General features: G+C 67.9%; 18 protein-coding genes. 8 read left to right on the top strand and 10 right to left on the bottom strand.

Features of this window, described 5'->3' with window-relative positions:
• Positions 1-25: 25 nt before the first annotated feature.
• Genes J2848_RS00550 through J2848_RS00540 form a run of 3 tightly spaced genes read left to right on the top strand, consistent with a single transcriptional unit; the run spans position 26 to position 6458 of the window.
• Positions 26-2422, top strand: a complete 2397-nt coding sequence (locus J2848_RS00550) for an ATP-binding protein (RefSeq protein WP_246193745.1) — start codon at positions 26-28, stop codon at positions 2420-2422.
• Positions 2419-5058, top strand: a complete 2640-nt coding sequence (locus J2848_RS00545) for a response regulator (protein ID WP_149230544.1) — start codon at positions 2419-2421, stop codon at positions 5056-5058. Before J2848_RS00550 ends, J2848_RS00545 begins: the two co-directional genes overlap by 4 nt.
• Entirely contained in the window at positions 5055-6458 is a 1404-nt protein-coding gene (locus tag J2848_RS00540) for a DUF1329 domain-containing protein (RefSeq protein ID WP_149230543.1), read from the top strand. The genes J2848_RS00545 and J2848_RS00540 overlap by 4 nt, the downstream gene beginning before the upstream one ends.
• 30 nt (positions 6459-6488) lie before the next feature.
• Here J2848_RS00540 and J2848_RS00535 read toward each other — a convergent pair whose 3' ends face one another.
• Positions 6489-7121 (bottom strand): hypothetical protein, encoded by a 633-nt coding sequence (locus J2848_RS00535; protein ID WP_149230542.1) that lies wholly within the window; start codon positions 7119-7121, stop codon positions 6489-6491.
• A gap of 234 nt (positions 7122-7355) precedes the next feature.
• Between J2848_RS00535 and J2848_RS00530 the strand changes: the two genes are divergently transcribed.
• From J2848_RS00530 to J2848_RS00520, 3 genes are all read left to right on the top strand, one after another.
• On the top strand, positions 7356-7919 hold the full coding sequence (locus J2848_RS00530; RefSeq protein WP_149230541.1) for an ankyrin repeat domain-containing protein: 564 nt from the start codon (positions 7356-7358) through the stop codon (positions 7917-7919).
• A gap of 42 nt (positions 7920-7961) precedes the next feature.
• Positions 7962-8945: a cobalamin biosynthesis protein gene (locus tag J2848_RS00525; protein ID WP_149230540.1), complete on the top strand. Its 984-nt coding sequence runs from the start codon at positions 7962-7964 to the stop codon at positions 8943-8945.
• Between the two features lie 106 nt (positions 8946-9051).
• On the top strand, positions 9052-9999 hold the full coding sequence (locus tag J2848_RS00520; RefSeq protein WP_149230539.1) for a DMT family transporter: 948 nt from the start codon (positions 9052-9054) through the stop codon (positions 9997-9999).
• A gap of 4 nt (positions 10000-10003) precedes the next feature.
• Here the strand turns inward: J2848_RS00520 and J2848_RS00515 are convergent, their stop codons facing one another.
• From J2848_RS00515 to htpX, 3 genes are all read right to left on the bottom strand, one after another.
• A complete protein-coding gene (locus J2848_RS00515) occupies positions 10004-10723 on the bottom strand; it encodes a hypothetical protein (protein ID WP_149230538.1) in 720 nt (239 codons plus the stop codon).
• A 25-nt stretch (positions 10724-10748) separates the two neighbouring features.
• On the bottom strand, positions 10749-11681 hold the full coding sequence (locus J2848_RS00510; RefSeq protein WP_149230537.1) for a DHH family phosphoesterase: 933 nt from the start codon (positions 11679-11681) through the stop codon (positions 10749-10751).
• Between the two features lie 111 nt (positions 11682-11792).
• Positions 11793-12803, bottom strand: a complete 1011-nt coding sequence (gene htpX, locus J2848_RS00505) for a zinc metalloprotease HtpX (protein WP_149230536.1) — start codon at positions 12801-12803, stop codon at positions 11793-11795.
• A gap of 102 nt (positions 12804-12905) precedes the next feature.
• On the opposite strand from htpX, the gene J2848_RS00500 reads away from it, so the two are divergent.
• Complete coding sequence (locus J2848_RS00500) at positions 12906-13097, top strand: DUF1674 domain-containing protein (protein ID WP_412506252.1); 192 nt, start codon at positions 12906-12908, stop codon at positions 13095-13097.
• Positions 13098-13106: 9 nt separating this feature from the next.
• Here the strand turns inward: J2848_RS00500 and J2848_RS00495 are convergent, their stop codons facing one another.
• The 5 genes from J2848_RS00495 to J2848_RS00475 form a co-directional block, all read right to left on the bottom strand.
• Positions 13107-14171 (bottom strand): sn-glycerol-3-phosphate import ATP-binding protein UgpC, encoded by a 1065-nt coding sequence (locus tag J2848_RS00495; RefSeq protein ID WP_149230534.1) that lies wholly within the window; start codon positions 14169-14171, stop codon positions 13107-13109.
• Between the two features lie 25 nt (positions 14172-14196).
• Positions 14197-15045, bottom strand: a complete 849-nt coding sequence (gene ugpE / locus J2848_RS00490; protein ID WP_149230533.1) for a sn-glycerol-3-phosphate ABC transporter permease UgpE — start codon at positions 15043-15045, stop codon at positions 14197-14199.
• Positions 15042-15926, bottom strand: a complete 885-nt coding sequence (ugpA, locus tag J2848_RS00485) for a sn-glycerol-3-phosphate ABC transporter permease UgpA (RefSeq protein WP_149230532.1) — start codon at positions 15924-15926, stop codon at positions 15042-15044. The genes ugpE and ugpA overlap by 4 nt, the downstream gene beginning before the upstream one ends.
• Before the next feature lie 168 nt (positions 15927-16094).
• Positions 16095-17450 (bottom strand): sn-glycerol-3-phosphate ABC transporter substrate-binding protein UgpB, encoded by a 1356-nt coding sequence (gene ugpB / locus J2848_RS00480; RefSeq protein ID WP_149230531.1) that lies wholly within the window; start codon positions 17448-17450, stop codon positions 16095-16097.
• Positions 17451-17734: 284 nt separating this feature from the next.
• Positions 17735-19315: a hybrid sensor histidine kinase/response regulator gene (locus tag J2848_RS00475; protein ID WP_246193744.1), complete on the bottom strand. Its 1581-nt coding sequence runs from the start codon at positions 19313-19315 to the stop codon at positions 17735-17737.
• Between the two features lie 304 nt (positions 19316-19619).
• On the opposite strand from J2848_RS00475, the gene J2848_RS00470 reads away from it, so the two are divergent.
• Entirely contained in the window at positions 19620-20378 is a 759-nt protein-coding gene (locus J2848_RS00470) for a M48 family metallopeptidase (RefSeq protein ID WP_149230529.1), read from the top strand.
• Between the two features lie 23 nt (positions 20379-20401).
• On the opposite strand, the gene J2848_RS00465 is transcribed toward J2848_RS00470, so the two are convergent.
• Positions 20402-23659, bottom strand: a complete 3258-nt coding sequence (locus tag J2848_RS00465) for a bifunctional diguanylate cyclase/phosphodiesterase (RefSeq protein WP_149230528.1) — start codon at positions 23657-23659, stop codon at positions 20402-20404.
• Between the last annotated feature and the right edge of the window lie 419 nt (positions 23660-24078).

Genomic DNA, 24078 nt, shown 5'->3' with positions numbered 1-24078 from the left:
CAACGAACCTCCGGAACGGCAATGCATGACCAGGATCGCTGAGGCATGGCGGCGCGTACCGACGGTATCGGCCAAGTTCCTGCTGATCCTGGTGCCGAGCCTCGTGGTCGCGGTCTCGCTGTTCTCGGCCCTGTTCTTCTATGACCGCTACAAGGATTTGCAGGCGGCACTGCGGGAGAAGGTGGCGACCATCGCCGACATCAACGCGGCGGCGCTGTCCAGCAATCTGTGGACCTTCGACGTCCAGGCGATCCGCAACGTCATCCAGGCCATCGGCGCCAACCGGGAGCTGGTCTGCGTCGAAGTGAGCGACGATCTGGCCGACGGGCTGTTCGCCTGGCCGGGGCCGAGCTGCCCGTTGAGCAGCGACGCCAACATCGAACGGCGGCCGATCCGGGTCCAGCATCTTCAGGTCGGCACCATCACCCTGCATTACAGCCACGACGTGGTGCGCGAGCAGTTGCGGCAGGAGGTGGTAAACACCACGCTGCTGCTTCTGCTGATGCTGGCCGGCACCATCGCGGCGGCGCTGGCGGCGCTGCGGCTGACGGTCGGGCGGCCGCTGGGGCGGCTGATCGCCTCCATCCTGGAATCGGAACGGGGCGGCGGGCATCGGCCGGTGGATTGGCGCGCCGCCGACGAGCTGGGGCGGGTGATCCAGGCCCACAACGCCATGCTCGCCCGGCTGGGACAGGAGGAGGCCGCCCTGCGCAAGAGCGAGCAGCGGCTGGCGCTGGCGATCACCGCCACCCGCTCCTCCGTCTGGGATTACGACCTGCGCACCGGGCAATATTGGTGGTCGAAGGAGTTCCCCGCCCTTCTCGGCTATGGTCCGAACGAGCTGTCGATGACGGCGGAGACCTGGTCCTCGCTGCTGCATCCGGACGAGACGGAGCGGGTGATGGCCGAGTCGCGGCGGCGGGTGCGCGACCGCGCCATGGCCTACACCGCCATCTACCGCATGCGCCGGCGCGACGGCCGATGGGCCTGGATCGAAGACCGCGCCACCGCCCAGCGCAATCCCGACGGCCGCGCCCGCCGCCTGACCGGAACCATGTCCGACGTCACCGAACGGGTGCGGGCGGAACTGGATCTGGCGCATGAGCGCAACGTGCTGCAGGTCACGCTGGACAACACCGACCAGGGCATCATCAAGGTCGACGGCGACGGTCGGGTGGTGACGGCGAACCGCCGGGCGGCGGAGCTGCTGAACATCCCGCCGGAGGTGCTGGCCGGCAACCCATGCTTCGCCGATCTGGTGGCGCTCCAGCGCCGCCAGGGCGAGTTCGGCGAGATGGGCGACGACCCCGACCTGTATCTGAGCTACGGAATCGGCGCGGAGGGCAGCGGAAGCAGCTTCGGCGGCAGCTTCGATCCTAGCTTCGGAATGCCGCCGGACGAGCCGGCGGGTCTGATCGACCAGCCCTTCACCTTCAAGCGCCGCCGCCCCGATGGCCGTATCGTCGAAGTGCGCACCAACCCGCTGCCGGAGGGCGGATTCGTCCGCACCCTGACCGACGTGACGGTGGAGGCACGGTCGGCCGAGGAGATCTTCAATGCGATGCAGGAGCTGGAACGGGCCTATGCCGACCTGAAGGAGACGCAGGCCAACCTGGTCCAGGCGGAGAAGATGGCCTCGCTCGCCCTGCTGGTCGCCGGCGTCGCGCATGAGATCAATACCCCGATCGGCATCGCCTTCGGTTGCGCCACCCATCTGTCGGGCCGGACCGGCGTCCTGACCGAGGCGTTCGAGCGCGGCACGATGAAGAAGTCCGACCTTGCCGCCTATGTCGCCACCGCCAGCGAATCCTCCCGCCTGATCGAACAGAACCTGACCCGTGCCGCCGAACTGATCCAGAGCTTCAAGCGCGTCGCCGTCGACCAGACCAGCGAGGAGCGCCGCCGCTTCGACCTGCTGGCCTATCTGGAGGAGGTGGTGACCTCGCTCGGCCCCACCCTGCGCAAGAGCCCGCACCGCGTCGCCATCGCCTGTTCGCCGGGCATCCAGATGGACAGCTTCCCCGGCGCGCTGAGCCAGGTGGTGACCAATCTGGTGATGAACGCGCTGACCCACGCCTTCCCGGCCGACAGCAAGGGTCACATCGTCATCGATGTGGACGAGGTGACGGACGACGAGGTGGAGATCCGCTTCGCCGACGACGGCCTCGGCATCGCCGCGGCAAACCTGCCCAAGGTGTTCGAACCCTTCTTCACCACCCGGCGTGGGTCTGGCGGCAGCGGGTTGGGGTTGCACATCGTGTTCAATCTGGTCACCCAGTCGCTGGGCGGGCGGATCTCGGTTGACAGCGTTCCCGGCGATGGAACTACCTTCACCCTGCGCATCCCGAAGACCGCCGTTACCCCTGCCGCCACCTCCAACCCCGCGCCGCCCACCGTAGCGCTGGAGACCGAACCCGCATGAGCATCGGCGCCTACGACGACGACGAGATCCAGTTCGCCGACGAGGAGACGGACGGTTCCGCGCCCGGCCCCGGCGAGGCCGCCGCCACGCGCGAGGCTATGGCCGATCCGGCTGCCCCGCCCTGGGCGGTCCTGGTGGTGGACGACGAGTCCGACGTCCATGCGATGACCGGGCTGCTGCTGGCCGACGTCACCTTCCAGCGGCGCCGATTGGACCTGATCAGCAGCTTCACCGCGGCGGATGCCCGCAACGTGCTGGAGCGCCGGCGCGACATCGCCGTGGTCCTGCTGGACGTGGTGATGGAGGAGGATGATTCCGGTCTGAAGCTGGTGCGCTGGATTCGCGACGAACTGGGCAACCGCGATGTCCGCATCATCCTGCGCACCGGCCAGCCGGGTCAGGCGCCGCAGCGCGACGTGATCGTCGATTACGACATCAACGACTACAAGCCGAAGGCCGACCTGTCGGTGGAAAGCCTGTTCACCGCAGTGATTGCGGCCTTGCGCGCCTTCGACCAGATCCAATCGATCGAGACCCGGGTGGCGGAGCGTACGCGCGAGCTGCGCGAAAGCCGCGAGCAGGCAGAGGAAGCGACCAAAGCCAAGTCCGCCTTCCTCGCCACCATGAGCCACGAGATCCGCACGCCGATGAACGGGGTGCTGGGCATGCTGGGCATGCTGGAGCGGACGGAACTGGACGACCACCAGCGTGATACCGTCGGCACCATGCGCGAGTCGGCCAACGCCCTGCTGCGCATCATCGACGACATCCTGGACTTCTCGAAGATCGAAGCCGGGAAGATGGATCTGGAACGGGTGGCACTGTCGGTCCCGGCGCTGGTCGAAGGGGTGGCGGAGACGCTGGCCCCCGCCGCCGGGGCCAAGGGGCTGGCACTGCTGACCTATGTCGAGCCGTCGATCCCATCCGTACTTCTGGGCGACCCGGTGCGGCTGCGCCAGATCCTGTTCAATCTGGCCGGCAACGCCATCAAATTCACCGAGGCCGGCCGCGTCGTGCTGCGCGCCGAGCTGGAGCCCGCCTCTGCCGGCTCGGGGGAAGAGGTTATGCTGCGCATCGCCGTCTGCGACACCGGCATCGGCATCGCCGAGACCACCCGCCGGCGCCTGTTCCAGCCCTTCACCCAGGCGGAAAGCTCCACCACCCGGCGCTTCGGCGGCACCGGGCTGGGGCTGTCGATCAGCCGGCGGCTGGCAGCGCTGATGGGCGGCGAGATCGGGGTCGAGAGCGAGCCCGGCGTCGGCTCCATCTTCTGGCTGCACCTGCCGCTCGCCCGTGCCGCGGCGCCTGTGTCGGCAGAGGACAGCCAGGATGCGGTCGCTCTGGACGGGCTGACCGTCCTGCTGGGCGTGCCCGACGATACCGAGCGCGGCTTCCTCGCCCGCTATCTGGAACAGGCCGGTGCCCACGTGCTGCCCGCCGCCTCACCGTCCGAACTGGCGGCACAGGCCCGCATCGCGCGCGAGGCCGGCTGTGCCGTCGGAGTCGTCACCGTCGACGAGGCGCTGCACGTCCCCGCCGCCGCCTGCGCGCCGGAGGAACTTGGCCGCCGCAGCGGCGAGGCCCGGCCGCCGGTGGTTCTGCTCTGCCACGAAACAGGCGGGATGCCCGGCCCGGCCTCCCGCCCCACCACCCGTGGGGCAGAGGCCGGCACCGTGGTGCTGAGCCGGCCTCTGCGCCGGCTGGTCCTGCTGCGCGCGGTGGCCGTCGCCGCCGGGAGGCTGCTTCCCCAGCCCGCCCATGCCCATCCCTCGACCCTGCTGTCGCCGGCCGGCGCAAGGACCGCGACCGGCCACGCCGCCGGCGCACCGAGCGTGGAGGAGGCGGAAGCCCAAGGGCGCCTGATCCTGGTGGCGGAAGACAATCGGGTGAACCGCAAGGTTCTGCTGATGCAGCTTCAGTCGCTGGGCTATGCCGCGGAGATGGCGCCCGGCGGAGCGGAAGCGCTGGAGGCATTGGACGCCATGCGGCAGGGCCAGCGGCACTTCGCCCTGTTGCTGACCGACGTTCAGATGCCGGAGATCGATGGGTTCGAGCTGACCCGGCGGATTCGCGACGACGAACCCTCGGCCGGCCACCGCCTGCCCATCGTCGCCATCACCGCCAACGCCGCCCCCGCCGACATCGAGAGCTACCGCGCTGCCGGCATGGACGACGTGCTGAGCAAGCCGCTGGAGCTTTCGCAGTTGGGGGCGACGCTCGCGCGCTGGATGCCGCCGGCTCCGGAGAAGGATGCCGCCACCGAGCAGACGCCGGTCGGGTCCATTGTCGAACTGGGCAGCCTGCGCGCGCTATGCGGTGGCGATGGCGAGATGCTGGCGGAGTTGCTGGGCGATTTCATCACCATCGGCCACGATGTGATCGCCGACCTTTACACGGCACTGGACAAAGGGGACCGCGACCGAGTGCGGGCCTGCGCCCACAATTTGAACGGTTCCTCCCGCAATGCCGGCGCCAAGCCGCTGGCCGAGGCTGCCCGCATGCTCGAACAGTCCGCCGCCGATGGCGCCCCGCTTGCCCGGCTGAAGGAGGAGGCCGACCGGCTGAAGGAGGCCTTCACCACCGCCTGCGCCGCCATCGAACGGGAACTGGCCCTTGCGGAGCGGCCGACGGCATGAGCGACCCGACGGACTTCCACCCTGACCGGCGGCAGACCCTCGGCCTGCTGCTGGGCGCCGCCAGGATCGGCGCCACTGCTGCCGCCGCTGCCACCCCGAGGGGTGCGCTGGCCCAGGGCGCCCCGCCCGATGTCGGCGTGCCGCGGCTGGGCGAGGAGCTGACGCCCTTCGGGGCGGTGCGGGCCGGCAACCGCACGCGGGCGATCCCGCCCTGGACCGGCGGCCTGACCGAGGCGCCGCGTGGCTATGTTCCCAACCGTCCCTCGCCCGATCCCTACATTGAGGATGTCCGCTGGTTCACCGTCGGCGCCGCCGATGTCGAGCGCTACAAGGTCCGGTTGACCGCCGGGCAGCAAGCGCTGCTGGCGAAATACCCGGACAGCTTCGAACTGGCGCTGTTCCCCTGCCGCCGCAGCGCCGCCGCCCCCCAGCGCATCTACGACGCCTCGCTCGCCAATGCCGACCGCGCCAAGCTGGGCGAGAACGGACTGGCGTTGCGCGATGCCGCAGTGGGCGTGCCCTTCCCCATTCCGGCCAACGGCGTGCAGGCGATGTGGAACCACAAGCTGCGCTGGCGGGGCGGCAGCGTGTCGCGCACCAGCCTGACGGTGGTCCAGTCCGGCGACGGTACCCGGTCACTGACCAAGCTGCGCGAGGATTTCGCCTCCCCCTATGCCGCCGGGGATGCGTCCGCTCCGCCGCTGCTCTATCGCCGCACCATCCTGGAACCGAAGGAGCAGGCGGGCAGCAGCCTGATCATTCAGGGGACGCTGGATCCGATCGCCGCCCGCACCCGCGCCTGGGCGCGGGAGGGGGAGCGCGGGCGGGTGACGCCGGCGCCCGACTTCGCCTATGACACGCCGGATCCGGTGACGGGCGGCGTCTGCACCGCCGACATGCTGGACATGTTCAGCGGCGCGCTCGACCGCTTCGATTACACGCTGGTGACCCGGCGCGAGATGTACATGCCGTACAACGCCCACCGGCTGACCAACCCCAGCCTGTCGATGCGGGACATCCTGTGGCCGCGCCATCCCAATCCGCAGTTCCTGCGCTATGAGATGCACCGGGTCTGGGTGGTCGACGCCCGGCTGAAGCCGAACTTCAAGCATTCGCTGCCCGACCGCACCTATTACCTGGACGAGGACAGCTGGCAGATCCTGGCGTCGGAGCATTACAACGGCAAGGGCGAGCTTCTACGCTACGCCGAGGCGCATCCGCTGCCGGATTGGCAGGTCCCGGCCCTGGTGCCGACGATGGAGTTCGCCTTCGACCTGACGGCCGACCGCTACACCGCCCGCGGCCTGGAGAACGGCCTGCCTCCGCCGCGCTATGACGCCCCGCTGAAACAGGAGGACTTCACCCCCGACGCCCTGATCCGCCGGGGGAGACGGGGGTAGCCCGGTCAGGGGTGAAGCAACGGCCGATCGTCACATCGACCCGGTCTGCCTGACCTCGTGCACCTCGGCCGGCTGGGTGGCGTGGCGGTTCAGGACCTCCAGCGCGATGCGTTCGCGCGCGGCGTCACCGATGGTGACCCACAGCAGGATGCCGCCCTTGTCGAGATGTTGCAGCATCGGCTCGTTGCGCTTGTCGGTGATCCATTGCGACAGGAAGGAGCCGGCCGCTCCGCTTCCCACCCCGGCCGCTGCCGCGGCAGCAGCGGCGGCCAGCGCCGTCCCGCCGGTGGCCAGCACCGCACCGGTGGCGATGATGGCGCCGACATAGGCGGGGAAGCCGACCGCAGCCCCCTTGCCGCTGCCGACATCCTCCGGCGAGATGTAGGCCTGCCGCGGCGCGTCGGGATCGTGGGCGAGGCTGCCGACGTCGCGCGGCACCTCGCCCAGCCGTTCGCGGATCGTCTCGTCATTGGCCAGCAGGCTCAGCTCGTGGCGCTGGAAGCCGGCGAGCGTCAGGTCGTCGATGGCGGCTTGCAGGGCATCGCGGCTGTCGAAGACCGCCACGGCCTCGCGCACCGTAGCGTCGGTTCCGGCGGCCCCGGAATCTCCCGTCCAGGCACTGGAATCGATCGTGGTCGGGTTCTGGTCGCGGCTCTCGATCATGCCTCCACCCCTTCGCTTGGCAGGAAGTCCGAACAATCCGGATCCAACCGGAAAGCGGGGGCAAGGTTCCGCTCAGGGCTGCGATGCGGCGGGCGAGCGGATTGCGGAGCATGGGCTTCAACCTGTCGATGCGGAACTGCACGCGCCCAGTCCGGCGGTGAAGGCCGATCTGGCAAAAGCATCGGTCTTCTGGCTAGTATCCGGCACCCATGCTGTCAAGGAAGGACACCCGCCATGAAGCGGCTCCTGCTCGCCACCCTGTTCGCCGCCGGTCTGTCGGCCGGCTCCGTCGTTCCGGCACTCGCCCAGATCAGCCTGTTCCAGGACACCGGCCTGATGCAGGCGGTCAATGACGGGGACGTCGCCAAGACGAAGGGCGCCCTGCTGCGGGGCGAGAACCCCAACCAGGCCGACATCCATGGCAAGACCGCGCTGCTGGCCGCCGTCGACCGTTCCAGCCCGGCCATCGCCGCCCTGCTGCTCGACAGCGGCGCCAACGTGAACCGCGCCGACAAGGCGGGCAATACCCCGCTGCTGGTCGCGGCGGAGAACGGCAACCCGGAACTGATCGACCTGCTGCTGAAGAAGGGCGCCAAGGTCGATCTGGAGAACCGCGAGGGCATGACCCCGCTGATGGTCGCCTCCCGCGCCGGCCGTGCCGACGTGGTGGAGCGGCTGCTGAAGGCCGGGGCCAAGGTCGACCGCTCCGACTTCACCGGCCGCACGGCGCTGAACTGGTCGCAGGAAAGCCGCAACTCCCGCGTAGGAACCTTGCTGCGCCAAGCCGGCGCCCGCTGATTCACGTCTGCTGACGACCGGCCTTTACCCCGCGGAGACTCCATGTTCGGTTCGGCCTTCGGCGGTCCCGGCCCGCTGCTGCTCCTGCTGCTGGCGCTGGGGATCGACGCGCTGTTCGGCGACTGGCTGGACCGCATCCTGCCCGACCCGGCGGGGCTGGCACGGCGCTTCTGCAATGCCGCCGACGCGCGGCTGAACCGGGCAGAGCGGGGCAAGTCTGCCCAGGTGATCCGCGGGGCGCTGGTGGTGCTGGCGCTGCTGCTGATCGCCGTCGCTGCCGGGCTGCTGGTGGAGTGGATCGGCTCGATCGGCCGCGGCTGGATGGTGGAGTTGCTGGCCCTGCTCTGCGGCCTACGCGGCCGGGCGGCTTGGACCCGGGTGCGGGCTGTGCGCCGCGCCCTGGAAAGCGGCGGAGTCGTCGCCGGACAGGAGGCGATCCAGTCGCTGACCCGCCGCCATGTCTATGGGCTGGACGAGCACGGCATCGCCCGCGCGGCGGTGGAGGCCGCGGCTCGCGCCTTCGACCGCAAACTGGTGGCACCGGTGTTCGGCTATGCCCTGCTCGGCGTGCCGGGCCTGTTCGTCTGGACCGCGATGGACGGTGCCGATGCTGCACTGGGCAGCCCTGGCGTCCGCCATGGCCGGTTCGGATCGACCGCGGCGACGCTGGACGACGCGCTGAACGCCCTGCCCGCCCGTCTGGCCGGACTGCTGCTGGCACTGGCTGCCCCCTTCATCGGCACCGCCAAAGCCGGCGCCTCCCTGCGCGCGCTTGGCCGCGACGCGCGCAAGCACCCGTCGCTGAACATGGGCTGGCCGATCGCCGCCATGGCCGGCGCGCTAGGTCTGGCGCTGGGTGGGCCGCACCGCGATGGCGGCGTGGTCATCACCGAGAGCTGGATCGGCGACGGCCGCGCCCGCGCCACCCCCGCCGACATCGGGCGGGCGCTCGCTCTCTCCGCCGTCGCCACCCTGCTGCTGGTCGGGCTGGTGGCGCTGCTGCTGTGGGGCGTGGCGGGGATCTGACGTTCCAAAGCCCTGCGCCTTGGGCACGGCAATGTCCCGCCCTTGGCAAGGCACCGCCTGCGCTCCGCCCGTATACTAATATGACGAGGCTGGGGAAGCGGGGGCGATGGGTACGGGGGAGACGACGACGGCTGTGGGCTGTCCGGCCGCAGCCGAGGAGGCGGCCAAGGCGGAGCGGTCCCTGGCGGACCGGCGATCGGCCCGGGCCGGCATTTTCTGGATGATGCTGACGACCCTGCTGTTCGTCACCCAGGACGCCACCATCCGGGTCCTGACCAAAAGCTATCCGGTGGTGGAGGTCGCCTGGGCCCGGTTCGCCGTGCACATGGCCCTTGTGGGCCTGGTCGTCGCGTGGCGCAGCCCGCATCTGATGGTGTCGCACCGGCTGCCCCTGCAACTCGTCCGCTCCTGCCTGCTGCTGGCTACCACGCTGTTCGCGGTGCTCGCCCTGCGCAGCATCCCCTTTGCCGAGGTGCAGGCGATCGCCGCCGCGGTGCCGGTCCTGATCACGGCCCTGTCGGTGCCCTTGCTCGGCGAGAAGGTCGGCTGGCGGCGCTGGGCCGGCGTACTGGCCGGCATGGCCGGTGCGCTGATCATCATCGGGCCGGTGGGCGGCACCTTCCAATGGGCGCTGGCCCTGCCGCTGGCGGCGGCCTTCTGCAATGCGCTGTACCAGATCGCAACGCGCAAGCTGCGGGGCGCGGACTCGCCGACGACCACCATCTTCTACACCGGCATGGCCGGGACGGTGGCCTGCACGCTGGCCCTGCCCTTCAACTGGGTGACGCCCGACGTGACGGGTGCGGCACTGATGATCCTGTTGGGGACGCTGGGCGGCATCAGCCATTTCTGCCTGATCCGCGCCTACAGCGCCGCCCCGGCCGCCACCGTGGCACCCTTCGGCTACACCACGCTGGTGTGGGCGGCGGTCTATTCGCTGATGCTGTTTGGCGAGGAACTGCGCCTGTCGACCATCCTCGGCACCACCGTCATCGTCGGCAGCGGCGTCTACATCTTCTATCGGGAACAGGTGCGCTCGCGGCAGGCGCCGTAAACGCTCAAGCCGCTTGCGGCCCGACATCCTCCACCATGTAGAACGGTCCCCGCCGATCGCGCTCGACCCGCAGGATGAAGCGGCTGATCCCACCGGCCTTGATGGTCCAGAGATCGCCACCGTCGTCCAGCGGGCAAAGCTCCAGTTCATCGGGCACCGGTGCTTCGCCCAGCCGCTTCAGGATGCGGTCGGCGCGGGTGCGATCGATCGACGGCAGGCTCTCGGCGGCACGGGCATCGAAACGGTCGCTCTTCACATAGCGGGTGCCGGCCCCCTGGATTGGGCTGGACGGCCGGCCGGGCTGCATCCGCGCCCGCGCCGCCATCAGCTGCCAGCGCGCATTGCCGCAGGCCCGGATCGCGGCGGCATGGACGGCGGCCACCCGTTCGATCAGATCCGGGAACAGCGGCATCAGCTCGCGCCGCTTGTAGGCGACACGGCTCATCAGGTCATGGATCGAGCGCTCGCTCGCCGCCGCGGCATCGGGCAGTTCCACCGTCTCCGCCGCCAGCAGGGCCGGAATGGCATCGAGCGCTGCCCCCGCCACCAGTGCGTCGATGCAGGCCAGCGCCGCCGTCCCTGCCGCATCGGTGCGGGCAATGGCGTCCGCCAGGACCGGACGGGCACGGTCGAGCACCTCCGCCCTCGGCACCTCGTCCGACAGGGCGGACAGCCAGCCGGCATCGAACAGGGCACCGTCGGGGAAGGGAAGAAAGGCGCTCAATCGCTCAGGACCCGGTCGGTGACGGTCAGCCGTCGGCACGCATGCGGGCGACGATGGCCTCCAATACCTCTTCGGCCCGGTCGTTGTCGACCTGGCAGGTACCGGCCGCTTGATGGCCGCCGCCGCCATATTGCAACATCAGCGGGCCGATGTCGGTCTTGGAGTTGCGGTTCAGGATCGACTTGCCGCAGGCCAGCACGGTGTTCTGCTGCTTCAGGCCCCACAGCACATGGATCGACACGTTGGTGTCGGGAAACAGCGCGTAGATCATGAAGCGGTTGCCGGCATAGATCGTCTCCTCCCTGCGGAGGTCAAGCACGACGACGTTGCCGCGCACTGTGGCGCAGCGCTTCAACTGGTCGACGAACAGCTCGGCATGCTGGGTATAGAGGTCCACCCGCTCCTTCACGTCCGGCAGTTCCAGGATCTGCGCGATGGAATGGCTGCGGCAATAGTCGATCAGGTCCATCATCAGCTGGTAGTTCGACACCCGGAACTCGTGGAAGCGGCCGAGCCCGGTGCGCGCGTCCATGATGAAGTTCAGCAGGGTCCAACCGGTCGGGTTCAGGATGTCCTCGCGCTGGTACTGCGCCGAGTCGGCCTGATCCACCGCGGCCATCATCTCGTCGGAGATGGCGGGGAAGCGCTCCTTTCCGCCATAATAGTCATAGACAACACGGGCGGCGGAGGGGGCCTTGGGGTCGATGATGTAATTGGGCTTCTCGCCGACGCGCATGGTCTCCGACAGGTGATGGTCGAACACCAGATGGGCGCCTTCGACATAAGGCAGGTTGGTGGTGATGTCGCGGCCGGTGATCTCGATCTTGCCGTCCTGCATATCCTTGGGGTGAACGAACTTGATCTCGTCGAGGATGCCCAACTCCTTCAGCAGGACGGCGCAGACGAGCCCGTCGAAATCGGACCGGGTAACGAGGCGGTATTTCGCGGCGTCGGACATGCAAACTTCCCCTGGCGACCGTCATGGTTGAGCGCGAGCCGAAAGGGTAGTCGCCTACCCCTTCAACACGCAATGCTTTACCAGAGGAGACCTGCGGGGTTCAGCCCCCGATCAGCCCCAGGGGCCGCGGCGGTTCTGCGGCATGAAGCCGCCCTGGGAGCCCTGCGGCGGCGCGCCCCAGGGAGAACGGCCATCACGCGGTGGGGTCTGGCTACCGCCAAATCTGCCACCACCACCGAACCCGCCGCTGAAGCTGCCGCTCCGGGCCGCCATCGCACGCAGCCGCGCCACTCGCTCGCCCATGTCGGGGTGAGTGGAGAACAGGCTGGCCATGCTGGCACCGCTGAGGGGATTGGCGATGAACAGGTGGGCGGTCGCCGGATGCGCCTCCGCCTGATAGTTGGGGATGTGGTTGGCGCTGTTGTGGATGTTGGTCAGCGCATCGGCCAGCCAATTGGGGCGGCCGCAGATCTCGGCACCGATGCGATCGGCCTCGAACTCGCGGGTGCGGCTGATCGCCATCTGCACCAGCGTCGCGGCGATGGGGGCCAGGATGGCGGCCAGGATGCCGCCAACCATGCCCAGCGGGTTGCCGCCGCGCTCGTCATTGCTGGAGCCGCCGAAGAACAGGCCGAAATTGGCGAGCATCGACACCGCACCAGCGATGGTCGCGGTGATCGTCATGATCAGGGTGTCGCGGTTCTTCACATGGGCCAGCTCATGCGCCATCACGCCGGCGATCTCCTCCGGCGTCAGGCGTTGCAGCAGGCCGGTGGTGGCGGCAACCGCCGCATGTTCCGGATCGCGGCCGGTGGCGAAGGCGTTGGGCTGGTCGTTCTCGATGATGTAGACGCGCGGCATCGGCAGGCCGGCACGCTCCGCCAGCCGGGCGACGATGCCGTGGAATTCGGGCGCCGAGTAGGCGTCGACCTCGCGGGCGCCGTACATCGACAGCACCATGTCGCCCGAATTCCAATAGCTGAACAGGTTCATCCCCAACGCCATGACGAAGGCGATGATCAGGCCGGTCTTGCCGCCCAGCAGGAAGCCGACCGCCATGAAGATCGCCGTCAGGCCGGCAAGGAGGATGGTGGTCTTCAGATAGCTGGTCATGATCGCCATATCGGTTCAGGATGGGCCGAAGCGGAGTAACCCGCTCCAATCCCAGATATGGGCCCGATCAGCGCCCGCCTTCAAGATGCCCGCATTATCGCGATGGATATGATGACCGAACCGACCAAGCCGCAGCAGGACGCCGTCGAGGCGGTGACCAAGACCTCGGCCATCGAGGCCGCTCCGGACGCCACGGAAACGAAAGCCCCTGAACAGAAGCCCGGCGAGATCGGCGGCCCGAAGGGGCCGGAGCCGACCCGCTACGGTGACTGGGAGTTCAAGGGACGCTGTTCGGATTTCTGATCGGGCGCATCACTCCACCCGGCGGCCCGTCACCGCGTCGAACAGGTGCAGGGCGCCGTCCTGCGGGGTAACGGTCAGCCGGTCACGCTCGCGCACGGTAGGGATGCCGGCCATGCGGACCAGCAGGGTTTCGCTGTCCGGCAGGCGGCCATAGACCACGGTGTCGGCCCCCAGCGCCTCCACCAGCTCGACCTCAATGGAGAAGCCTTCCGCGGCGACGGCCAGATGTTCCGGCCGGATGCCCAGCTTGATCGGCCGGCCGGCGTCGGTCGGACGCGGCTGCGGCAGGGGCAGACGCTGGCCGCCGGGCACCAGCACCACCTCGCCGTGGTCGTCGATGCGGCCGTCCAGCACATTCATCGGCGGCGAGCCGATGAAGCCGGCGACGAACAGGCTGGCCGGGCGCTGATAGACCTCCAGCGGCGTGCCGATCTGCTCGGCCACGCCATGGTTCATCACCAGGATCCGGTCGGCCAGCGTCATCGCCTCCACCTGATCGTGGGTGACGTAGAGGCTGGTGATGCCCAGCCGATCCTGAAGCCGTTTGATCTCCACCCGCATCTGGGTGCGCAGCTTGGCGTCCAGGTTCGACAGCGGCTCGTCGAACAGGAAGGCGGCCGGTTCGCGCACGATGGCGCGGCCCATGGCAACCCGCTGGCGCTGGCCGCCCGACAGCTGGCTCGGCCGGCGGTCGAGGAAACGGCCGAGTTCGAGGATGTTTGCCGCCTTGTCGACGCGGGCGCGGATCTCCGCCTTCGGAATCCCGCGGATCTTCAGGCCATAGGCCATGTTGTCGAAGACCGTCATGTGCGGGTAGAGTGCGTAGTTCTGGAACACCATCGCGATGTCGCGGTCCTTGGGGTCCAGATCGTTGACCACGCGCCCACCAATGGCGATCTGGCCGCCGGTGATGCCCTCCAGCCCGGCGACCATGCGCAGCAGGGTGGACTTGCCGCAGCCTGACGGGCCGAGCAGGACGAGGAATTCGCCGTCCTGGATCGCGATGTCGATGCCCTTGATCGCTTCGACCGGACCGTAGGATTTGCGGACATTGCGGATTTCAACGGTTGCCATTGTTCTTCTGTCCCTTCGCCCGCGCTTACTTTTCGCTGTCCACAAGACCCTTGACGAACCAGCGCTGCATCAGCACCACCACCGCCACCGGCGGCAGCATCGCCAGCACCGTGGTCGCCATGATGATGTGCCAGTCATTGGCCGATTCGCCGGTGCCGATCATCTTGGTGATGCCGGTCACGATGGTTTCCATGTCGCCGCTGCTGGTGACCAGAAGCGGCCAGAGATACTGGTTCCAGCCATAGATGAAGAGGATGACGAACAGCGCCGCGATGTTGGTGCGCGACAGCGGCAGCACCACGTCGATGAAGAAGCGCACCGGTCCGGCGCCGTCGATCTTCGCAGCCTCCAGCAGTTCATCGGGAATGGTCAGGAAGAACTGGCGGAACAGCAGCGTCGCGGTGGCCGACGCGATCAGCGGGATCGCCAGCCCGGCATAGGTATTGATCAGGCCCAGATCGGCGACGACCTTGTAGGTCGGGATGATCCGAACCTCCACCGGCAGCATCAGCGTGATGAAGATCAGCCAGAAGAACGCCATGCGCAGTGGGAAGCGGAAGAAGGCCACCGCATAGGCCGACAGGATCGAGATGGCGATCTTGCCCACCGCGATGGACAGCGCCATCACCAGGCTGTTCAGCATCATGGTGCGGACGGGCGTGTAGAGCGCCCGCTCGCCGGCCTCTCCGGCCCAGGCCTGGGCATAGTTGACCATCCCCTGCCCGCCCGGCCACAGCGGCAGCCCTCCACGGCCGATGGTGCCGGAATCCCAGGTGGAGCCGATCAGCGTCACATAGATCGGATAGGCGAAGATCAGCACGCCGACGATCAGCACGATGTGCGGCACCAGATCGATGAAACGGGTCGGCTTCATGCGTAATGGACCTTGCGCTCGACGAAGCGGAACTGCACCGCGGTCAGCGCGATGACGATCACCATCAGGATCACTGACTGTGCCGACGATCCGCCGAGGTCGTTGTTGACCACGCCATCCTGGTAGACACGGAAGATCAGCGTCTCCGTCGCCTTGCCCGGCCCGCCCTGGGTCAGGGCATGGATGGTGCCGAAGGTCTCGAAGAAGGCGTAGACCATGTCGACCACCAGCAGGAAGAAGGTGGTCGGCGACAGCAGCGGGAAGGTGATGGTCCAGAACCGCCGCATCGGCCCGGCACCGTCGATGCTGGCGGCCTCCATCACCGATCGCGGGATCGCCTGGAGGCCGGCCAGGAAGAAGATGAAGTTGTAGGACACCTGCTTCCAGCTGGCGGCCATGATCACCATCACCAGCGCCTGACCGCCGTTCAGCCGGTAGTCCCAGTCATAGCCCAGCGCCCGCAGTGCCTGGCCAAAGGACCCGATGTCCGGGTTGAAGATGAACATCCACAGCACCGCCGCGACGGCCGGGGCCAGCGCGTAGGGCCAGATCAGCAGCGTCTTGTAGGCGCGGGCACCCTTGATCTTCGAATCGGCCAGCACCGCCAGCAGCAGCGCCACCCCCATCGCCAGCACGGTCACCGCGATGCTGAAGACGACAGTCACCTTCAGAGTGTCGAGATAGTTCGGGTCGCTCAGCACATGGGTGAAGTTCTCGAACCAGACGAACTCGCTGCGGATGCCGAAGGCGTCCTGCAGATGCACCGACTGCCAGATGGCATTGGCCGCCGGCCAGATGAAGAACACCAGCGTCACCGTCACCTGCGGCGCCAGCAGCAGGTAAGGCAACAGCCGGTTGTCGAAGGTGACGCGACGCTGCACAGGATGGTCTTTCTCTGTTCATGCCCTCTCCCGCCCCGGGAGAGGGAGGGGACCCGCCGCGAAGCGGTGGGGAGGGTGAGGGGTATCCCGGACATGGAACGATGATCCTTGCCCTACCCCTCACCCTTCCCTCTCCCAAGGCGGGAGAGGGAGGTTACAACCGACCAATCAGCCCTTGTTGGCGCGCTCGAAGTTGCGCAGCACGGTGTTGCCACGCTTGATCGAGGCGTCGAGAGCCTGCTTGGCGTCCTGCTGGCCCTGGAAGGCCTTCTCAAGCTCTTCCTGGATGATGTTGCGGATTTCCGGCAGGTTGCCCAGGCGCAGGCCCATGCTGTTCTCGGTGGTCGGCGTCCGGGTCAGCTGGGCGGCCGGCACGTCGGCGCCGGGGTTCTTCTCGTAATAGCCCTGCGCCTTGGCGATCTCGATGCCCTTCAGCGTCACCGGGACATAGCCGGTGTCCATGTGCCACTTGGCGTCGACCTCGGGCTTGGCGAGATAGGTGAAGAACTGCGACACCGCCTTGTATTCGGCCGGCGTGCGCTTGGGCGAGGTCATCACCCAGAAGGCGGCACCGCCGATGATGCCGTTCTTCGGATCATTGTTGGCGAATTCCGGCCAATAGGGCAGCGGCGCGGCACCCCAGGCGAAGGTCGCCTCCTTCAGGATACGGCTGCGCAGCGAGGAGGAACCCTGGATCATCGCGCATTCGCCCGACGGGAACAGGGCGTCCGGCTTGTTGTCGCGGCCGCCATACTTGAACAGCCCGTCCTTCTGCATGTCGATCAGGGTCTGGACATGCTTGACGTAGAGCGGGGCGTCGATCTTCAGTTCGGCGTTCAGGCCGCCATAGCCATTGGCCTGGGTGGCGAAGGGCGTGTTGTGGATCGCGCCCAGCTGTTCAAGCTGAACCCAGGTCGGCCAGGAGGTGGTGAAGGGGCAGCTCGATCCCGACGCCTTCAGCTTCTTCGCCGCGTCGACCAGTTCCGGCCAGGTTGTTGGCGCCTTGTTGGGGTCGAGGCCGGCCTTGGTGAAGGCGTCCTTGTTGTAGAACATGATGGCGGTGGAGCTGTTGAACGGCAGCGCCATCATCTTCCCGTCCTTGGACGAGTAGTAGCCCTTCACCGCCGGGATGTAGGCGTCGGGGTCGAAGGACGCTCCCGTCTCCTGCATCAGCTGGTAGACCGGCTTCACCGCCGGGCCGGCGGCCATCATGGTGGCGGTGCCGACCTCGAACATCTGCACGATGTGCGGCGCGTTGCCGGCGCGGAAGGCGGCAATGGCCGCCTGCATCGTCTCCGGATAGCTGCCCTTGTAGGAGGCGTTGACCTGGACCGCCTGCTGGCTGTCGTTGAAGTCCTTGACGATCTGCTCCAGCTGGCCGCCCAGCGGCTGCGGCAGGCCATGCCAGAAATCGACCACCGTCTTGGTCTGCGCCAAAGCCGAACCCGGCAAGGCGGCGGCGAACAGCAGGGCGGAGGTGGTGGCGGCGCCCGTCAGGAGGGCGAGCTTGCGGCGGGTCAACATGCGGTGGGTCTCCCTGTCCCGGTATGGTTCGCGGTTGTCATGAGGGCAACGGGTTGCCGTCCCGCGACGCTTTCGTGAAGTTTTGGTGGCAAACGCATACGGCGTTGTGTGCGCTTGCGAAAAAGACCGGCGGCACGATGATCGTTTTCGAAACTGTTTGGTTGCTCTAACCGTCACACTGCGCACGCATACCAGGGTCTGTCAAGTCGCCGCATTACAGTTTTATGACGTGAAAACCGCAGCGCCGGAATGTTGCGGAGCGAAAATGCTCGGGTGCGGAAAAGCTAACGCGGACCGGGGGCCTCCGGCCGGCCGGCATCCGGTAGGCGGGTGGCTGGCAGGCTGCGGCTGAGCAGACGGCGCAGGGCGGTCGGATCGCAGGGCTTGTGGACCAGGGGAATGCCGCTGCGGTCGACGATGCGCAGCCGGTCGGGATCGGTATCGCCGGTGACGATCACCCCCGGCACCCGCCGGCCGCAGCGGGCGCGGACCGCTTGGATGGCGTCGATGCCGGTTTCCGGCCCAGACAGGCGCAGGTCGGACAGCACGAGGTCGGGGGCGACGGCACCGCCACCCAGCCCGGCACAGGCCTCGTCGATGCCACGGGCGGGGATGACGGCATAGCCCCAGCCGCGCAGCAGCAGCCCGATCCCCTCCAACTGCATGGCGTCATCCTCGATCACCAGCACCGTGCCGGCCACGACGGGAGTGGCGGCAGCCCCGGCGGAAGACTGTCCGGCTGCTGGCTCGGGCTCGCTACCGGCGGAGTCGTCGCCCGAGCGGTCACCGTCATTGCCGCCCAGCGGCACCTCCACCGCGAAGACGGAACCCTTGCCGAGCTTGGAGCGCACCGTCACCGGATGCCCCAGCACCTGAGCCAGCCGCCGCGCGATGGCGAGACCAAGCCCCAGCCCTTGCTTGCGGTCGCGCCCCGGATTGCCGAGCTGGTGGAAGTCCTCGAAGATCACCGCGTGGTTGGACGGGTCGATGCCGATGCCGGTGTCCCATACCTCGATCCGCAGCCGGTCACCACGCCGCCGCGCCGCCAACAGGACACCGCCCTTCAGCGTATAGCGCAGCGCATTGGCCAGCAGCGGGCGCAGCAGACGCTCCATCAGCACCGGGTCGCTGGTGACCTGGGCGTCGAGCGGATGGACGTTGAAGCGCAGGCCCTTGGCCTCCGCCTCCGGCCCGAACTCCTCCAGCATCTTGGCGAGCAGATCGTCGACCGGGAAAGTCTGCGGCTTGGCGGTGACCAGTCCGGCCTCCAGCGCCGAGACCTCCAGCAGGGCGCGCAGCAGCGTCTCGCCGCCGATGATCGCCTGTTCCAGCTTGTTCGCCAGCTCAATGGAGGCGGGATCGGTCAGCCGGCCGCTCAGCAGATGGTGAAACAGGTGCATCGCCTGGAAGGGCTGGCGCAAATCGTGGCTGGCCGCCGACAGGAACTTGCCCTTGGCGGTGCGGGCGCGCTCGGCATCGGCCCGGGCCTGTGCCGCCTCCGCCCGCGCTTCGGCCAAGGCGGCAGCCCCGGCGTCGGCGACCAGCGCCACCGCATGGATACTGCCATCGGCATCCGACACTGGCGTCAGCGCCACGGTGTAGGGAAGCCCGGCGACAGGGCCGGCGGTTGAGGTCGGCATACCGGTCGCCATCACCTGCCGCCGAAGCCCGTCGATCCCCCCGGCCGTTTCGGCCGGCAGCCCGGCCTCCGCCAGCGTCCGCCCCTCCACCCTGTCCGGCGTGCTGCCGATCAGGTCGGTGAAGGCACGGTTCGCCACCAGAATACGTCCATCCTCGCCAAGCAAGGCCTGGGGAGAGCCATTGGCCGACAGCAGTGCGTCCAGCCAATCCTCACGTGTCGACATTTGTCCTGGAATGAGAGGCATCGGCGTATACTCGGATAGGCTAAGGGGCAAGGCTAAGGCGAAGACTGACCATTAGGAAAACAGGCGACAGAACTTGGGATAAATGGGAGGTCGTCAGACCACCGCGTTACCCCACCTTTATTTTGTGCCTCGATCGATCGTGTCAAATGTGACCTCAGTAGACCCCATGGCATGGGATCGTTCGAAAGCCCTAATGCTTTAAGCCGAAACTGCGCCGTTGTACCATTCCGACAAAGGGCGGAGGACGCTTCCGCATTCCGCGGTGGCCGCGCTATAAGACGGCATGGTGCAACGCCTTCCCGCCCTCCTGCGTCGCCGCAAGAAACCTGCCGCCCGGCCGCCCCAGCCGCCCCGCGCGCTGGAGATTTCCGGCCTGCCGATCCCGCTGGAATTGCGGGAGAGCGCCCGCGCAACCCGCATGACCCTGCGCGTCGACGCCGGGCGCGGACTGGTCCAGGTGGTGGTGCCGGTGGGCGTTTCGGAAACCGATGCTCGCCAGTTCGTCGGCCGGCACGACGGCTGGCTGCGGGCGCGGCTGGCGGCGATGCCTCCCTCCTTGCCCTTCGTGGACGGCGCCGGCGTGCCCTATCTCGGCGTCGAGCATGTCATCCGCCATGACCCTGCCCTGCGCGGCCCGACCCGGATCGCGGACGGCGCCCTGCTGGTCGGCGGCCAGCCGGAGCATGTCGCCCGCCGCGTCCGCGACTTCCTGACGGCGGAAGCCAAGCGCGAACTGGCGACCCGCGCCCGGCTGAAGGCCGCGACCATCGGCGCCCGTGTGGCAGCGGTCACCATCCGCGACACCAAGAGCCGCTGGGGCAGTTGCTCATCCACCGGCCGGCTGTCCTTTTCCTGGCGGCTGATCCTGGCGCCGGAGCCGGTGCTGGACTATGTGGTCGGGCACGAGGTGGCGCATCTGCGCGAGATGAACCATTCGCCGCGCTTCTGGGCGCTGTGCGCCAGCCTGACGGACGGCACCGGCGTTGACTGGCCGCGGGCTTGGCTGAAGGCGAATGGGACGCGGCTGCTGCGGTACGGCTGACGGTCGCGGGGAGGCCCGGGGGCCTACTCCACCGCTTCGGCAACCCGCGGTTCGGCTGCCGCAGTGTCCCGCCGGACGAACTCCAGAAAGTCCTCGTAGGGCATCGGGCGGCCCAGCAGATAGCCCTGGCACTGGTCGCAGCCCAGTTCGGCGAGGCAGTCGTACTGCTCTTCCGTCTCCACCCCTTCGGCCAGCGTGTGCATGCGCAAGGACCGCGCCATGCCGATGATCGCCTCGGCGATGGCACCGCTGTCCGGATTGCCGGCGCGCAGCCCGCTGACGAAGCTGCGGTCGATCTTCAGCTTGTCGACGCGGAAGCGCTTCAGATAGGCCAGTGACGAATAGCCGGTGCCGAAATCGTCGATGGCGAGTTGCACCCCCATTTCGCGCAGTTGCGAGAAGGTTTCCGACACCACGTCGGACTCGTCCATCAGGACACTTTCCGTCACCTCCAGTTCCATCGACGAAGGCGGAATACCGTAGGCGGACATCCAACCAGCCACCCGCTCCGCCAGCCCGGGCCGGCGCACCTGCACCGCCGACAGGTTGATGGCGATCAGCAGGTTCCGGTGGCGCAGCAGTTCCGCCGCGCGGCGGCAGGCCTCGCCCAGCACCCAGTCGCCCAGCGGCAGGATAAGACCGGTGTCCTCGGCCACCGGGATGAACTGGCCGGGCATGATCAGCGTGCCGTCAGGCTGGCGCCAGCGCACCAGCGCCTCCGCCCCGATCAGCCGGCGGCCGTCCAGCGAGAACTGCGGCTGGAAATGCAGCTCCAGCTCATTGTTGGCCAGCGCCCGGCGCAGGTTGCTTTCCGTCCACATCCGGTCCGACGCGCGGCGGTTCAGCTCCGATGTGAAGAACTGGTAGGTCGCGCGCCCGGCCTCCTTCGCGGCATACATCGCCATGTCGGCGCTCTTCAGCAGCCCGTCGATGCCGGTGCCGTCGTCGGGGTAGACGGCGATGCCGATGGAGGGCGTGACCTGCAACTCGTGGCCGTCGATCACGTAGGGTTCGGACAGGGCATGCAGAACCTTGCGCGCGACGATGCCGGCGGCATCGGGACTGTCCATGTCGCTGATCAGGATGATGAACTCGTCGCCGCCCTGCCGGCTGACGGTGTCGCTGGCCCGCACGGTGCCGAGCAGCCGTGCCGCCACCTCGCGCAGCAGACCGTCGCCGACCTGATGGCCCAGGCTGTCGTTGATGGTCTTGAAGCGGTCGAGGTCGACGAACAGCAGCCCGACCTTGGTGCCGTGCCGCCCGGCGGCCAGCATGGCGCGCTCCAGCCGGTCGCGCAGCAGGAAGCGGTTGGGCAGGTCGGTCAGGAAGTCGAACTGCGCCAGATGGCGGATGCGCTCCTCCTGCGCCCGGATCGCCGTGATGTCGGTGAAAGCCGCGATGTAGTTGGCAACGGCGCCGTCCTCATTGCGGACCAGCTTGACGCTCAGCCATTCCGGGAACACCTCGCCGTTCTTGCGGGTGCTCCAGATCTCGCCGGCCCAATGGCCGTTTTCGCGCAGCTGCGCCCACAGTTCCTCGTAGAAGCCGGGCGGATTGCGGTCGGAGCGCAGGAATTCCGGGCCGCGGCCCAGCACCTCGTCGGGATCATAGCCGGTGATGCGGGCGAAGGCGTCATTGGCGGCGACGATCTGCCGGCGTTCGTTGGCGACGAACATGCCCTCCGCCGCGTTGTCGAACACCTTGGCCGACAGGCGCAGCTGCCATTCCGCCCGCTTGCGCTCGCTGATGTCGCGGGCGATGGCGGAGTAATAGACGTCGCCCTCGTAGGTGATGCGGCTGGCGGTGACCTCCAGCTCCAGCGTCCGGCCATCGGCGGTGCGATAGACGGTCTCGTAATGGCTGGCCGCATCCTCGCCCTCCGACGCGAAGCGCTTCAGCAGGTCGGCCTGCCCCATCACCAGATCCTCCGGCGTCCCACCCAATGCCCGGCAGCCGAAGGGGTTGATGTAGGCGATGCGCAGGCTGGCGTCGGCCAGCACCACGATCTCCGACACATGGTCGATGAAGAAGTTGGCGAGATAGAGCTGGCGCGCCCGTTCGCGCAGCATGCTGTCGCTATGCCGGGCCCGCAGCTGGTAGCTGCCGACGATGCGCCGGATCCAGCCGGTGACCAGCCACGACACCCCGACCGACGCGGCCAGCGCCACGCCCAGCACCCCCACCGTGGTCCAGACCCGCTGGTTGACGCCGCGGCTGATCTCCGCCCGGCGGGCCTCCATCTCCTTGCTGACGTCATCGATGTAGAAGCCGGCGACCAGGATCCAGCCCCAGACGCTGGGAGCCGAGACATAGGCCATCTTTGGTGTCGGCCGCGCGGTAACCGGATGGATCCAGTCGTAGCGCAGCTCCCCGCCGCCCTGGCGGCCAAGCTCCAGCAGCCGGGTGACGAGGTCCCGCTCCGTCTTCCACGGCAGATCGCGGGCGTTCATCCCCTCCGACGCCGGGGCGGTGGGCGACAGCAGCACCTGCCCGTCCTGGCGCAGCACACCGATATAGCCGGTCTCGCCGAAGCGGAAGGCGCGCAGCCGCTCCAGCGATTCGTGCTGCAGGCGCGCCTCCACCGCACCCAGCGAGTCACTGGCGCCGACCAGCCAGTCATAGGGTTCGAAACGGCGGACGAAGGCCAGCTTGTCGACCGCCTGTGTCGGGTCGTCCGGCATGCGCCAGCGATAGCGGGCGAAGCCGCGCAGGCTGGGATCCTGGACCGCCCGCATCAGCTCGCGCACCACCGCAGCTCCCTGCGGATCGGGAGCGGCGAAGGGCGAGGTCCCCTCCCGCGCCGGGTCGATCGGCATCAGCACGGATTCGCCGCTCAGGTCATTAATGAAATAGTAGCCGCGCCCGCCGGAGAAGCGCAGCGGCCGCAGCGTCTGCTTGATCGATTCCTTCACCGACGCTTCGGGCAGGATGTCCTTTTCCCGGTCGTGGACGCTGCGGGCGATGGAATAGGCCTCGTCCACCTGGGCGCGCAGCTGCTCCTTCAGAAGCGGCTCGACGCGGGAGCGCATGTAGGCGAGATAGGACTGCGCATTCTCCACCTCCTGCTCTAGAGCCTGATGCTGCTCCTGGACATAGCGTGCTTCGCTTTGTTGCAGGTCATGCTCCAGGTCGGCCCAATGCTGCCAGACGAAATAGAAGCCGAGTCCGAGGACGAGTGCCGACACCAGCGCCATTGACGCCAGGAATTGCAGCCGGTAAAGCCGGGCCTCGTCGGACGAGCGCGACGGCGCACGGACCAGCTCGGCGACGGGGTCGGACAAGAAGGGCTCCCTTCGGATGGCCTGTCTGATGGAACTCACGGAAGCCGGCTGGGGCCGGCCCTGACGCGCTGTGCAAGTGTTGCTTAATGCTCGCGCGGATTCAACTGCAAGCAAAGGAAATCCACCCAGGCGCGACTCTTTGACTGTTTTCCTCGTCCTTGGATGGACAGAAGCGTACAAGCCGGCACATTGACAGGGAATTGGCGGAAAGTCCGCCAGCCAAGCGTTAGGCGCGGATTCCCTTTGGCCGGGAACGATTCGGCCGCGAAGATTAATGCCTGCGGAGACGAGCCGCTGCGAACGGACCGGAATCACCTATGGCAAGGGGCTATCGCGAGACTTTAAAACGCACCCCGGCACCGCTATGGTCGCGCGCGCGAGCTACGAGACCCGCAAGCCACGTTCAATCCAGCGCCCGC

This window comes from Azospirillum lipoferum, from assembly GCF_024170005.1.
GTDB classification, from domain to species: Bacteria; Pseudomonadota; Alphaproteobacteria; order Azospirillales; family Azospirillaceae; genus Azospirillum; species Azospirillum lipoferum.
Note: the sequence above shows the minus strand (reverse complement) of the source record. Positions and strands in the feature narration are given on the sequence as shown.

Coding starts and splice junctions, on each gene's coding strand:
- J2848_RS00475 (WP_246193744.1), bottom strand. CDS start 19,315: ATGTCGACACGTGAGGATTGGCTGGACGCACTGCTGTCGGCCAATGGC.
- J2848_RS00530 (WP_149230541.1), top strand. CDS start 7,356: ATGAAGCGGCTCCTGCTCGCCACCCTGTTCGCCGCCGGTCTGTCGGCC.
- J2848_RS00550 (WP_246193745.1), top strand. CDS start 26: ATGACCAGGATCGCTGAGGCATGGCGGCGCGTACCGACGGTATCGGCC.
- htpX (WP_149230536.1), bottom strand. CDS start 12,803: ATGGCGATCATGACCAGCTATCTGAAGACCACCATCCTCCTTGCCGGC.
- ugpB (WP_149230531.1), bottom strand. CDS start 17,450: ATGTTGACCCGCCGCAAGCTCGCCCTCCTGACGGGCGCCGCCACCACC.
- J2848_RS00540 (WP_149230543.1), top strand. CDS start 5,055: ATGAGCGACCCGACGGACTTCCACCCTGACCGGCGGCAGACCCTCGGC.
- ugpE (WP_149230533.1), bottom strand. CDS start 15,045: ATGAAGCCGACCCGTTTCATCGATCTGGTGCCGCACATCGTGCTGATC.
- J2848_RS00495 (WP_149230534.1), bottom strand. CDS start 14,171: ATGGCAACCGTTGAAATCCGCAATGTCCGCAAATCCTACGGTCCGGTC.
- J2848_RS00520 (WP_149230539.1), top strand. CDS start 9,052: ATGGGTACGGGGGAGACGACGACGGCTGTGGGCTGTCCGGCCGCAGCC.
- J2848_RS00510 (WP_149230537.1), bottom strand. CDS start 11,681: ATGTCCGACGCCGCGAAATACCGCCTCGTTACCCGGTCCGATTTCGAC.
- J2848_RS00470 (WP_149230529.1), top strand. CDS start 19,620: ATGGTGCAACGCCTTCCCGCCCTCCTGCGTCGCCGCAAGAAACCTGCC.
- J2848_RS00525 (WP_149230540.1), top strand. CDS start 7,962: ATGTTCGGTTCGGCCTTCGGCGGTCCCGGCCCGCTGCTGCTCCTGCTG.
- J2848_RS00545 (WP_149230544.1), top strand. CDS start 2,419: ATGAGCATCGGCGCCTACGACGACGACGAGATCCAGTTCGCCGACGAG.
- J2848_RS00500 (WP_412506252.1), top strand. CDS start 12,906: ATGACCGAACCGACCAAGCCGCAGCAGGACGCCGTCGAGGCGGTGACC.
- J2848_RS00535 (WP_149230542.1), bottom strand. CDS start 7,121: ATGATCGAGAGCCGCGACCAGAACCCGACCACGATCGATTCCAGTGCC.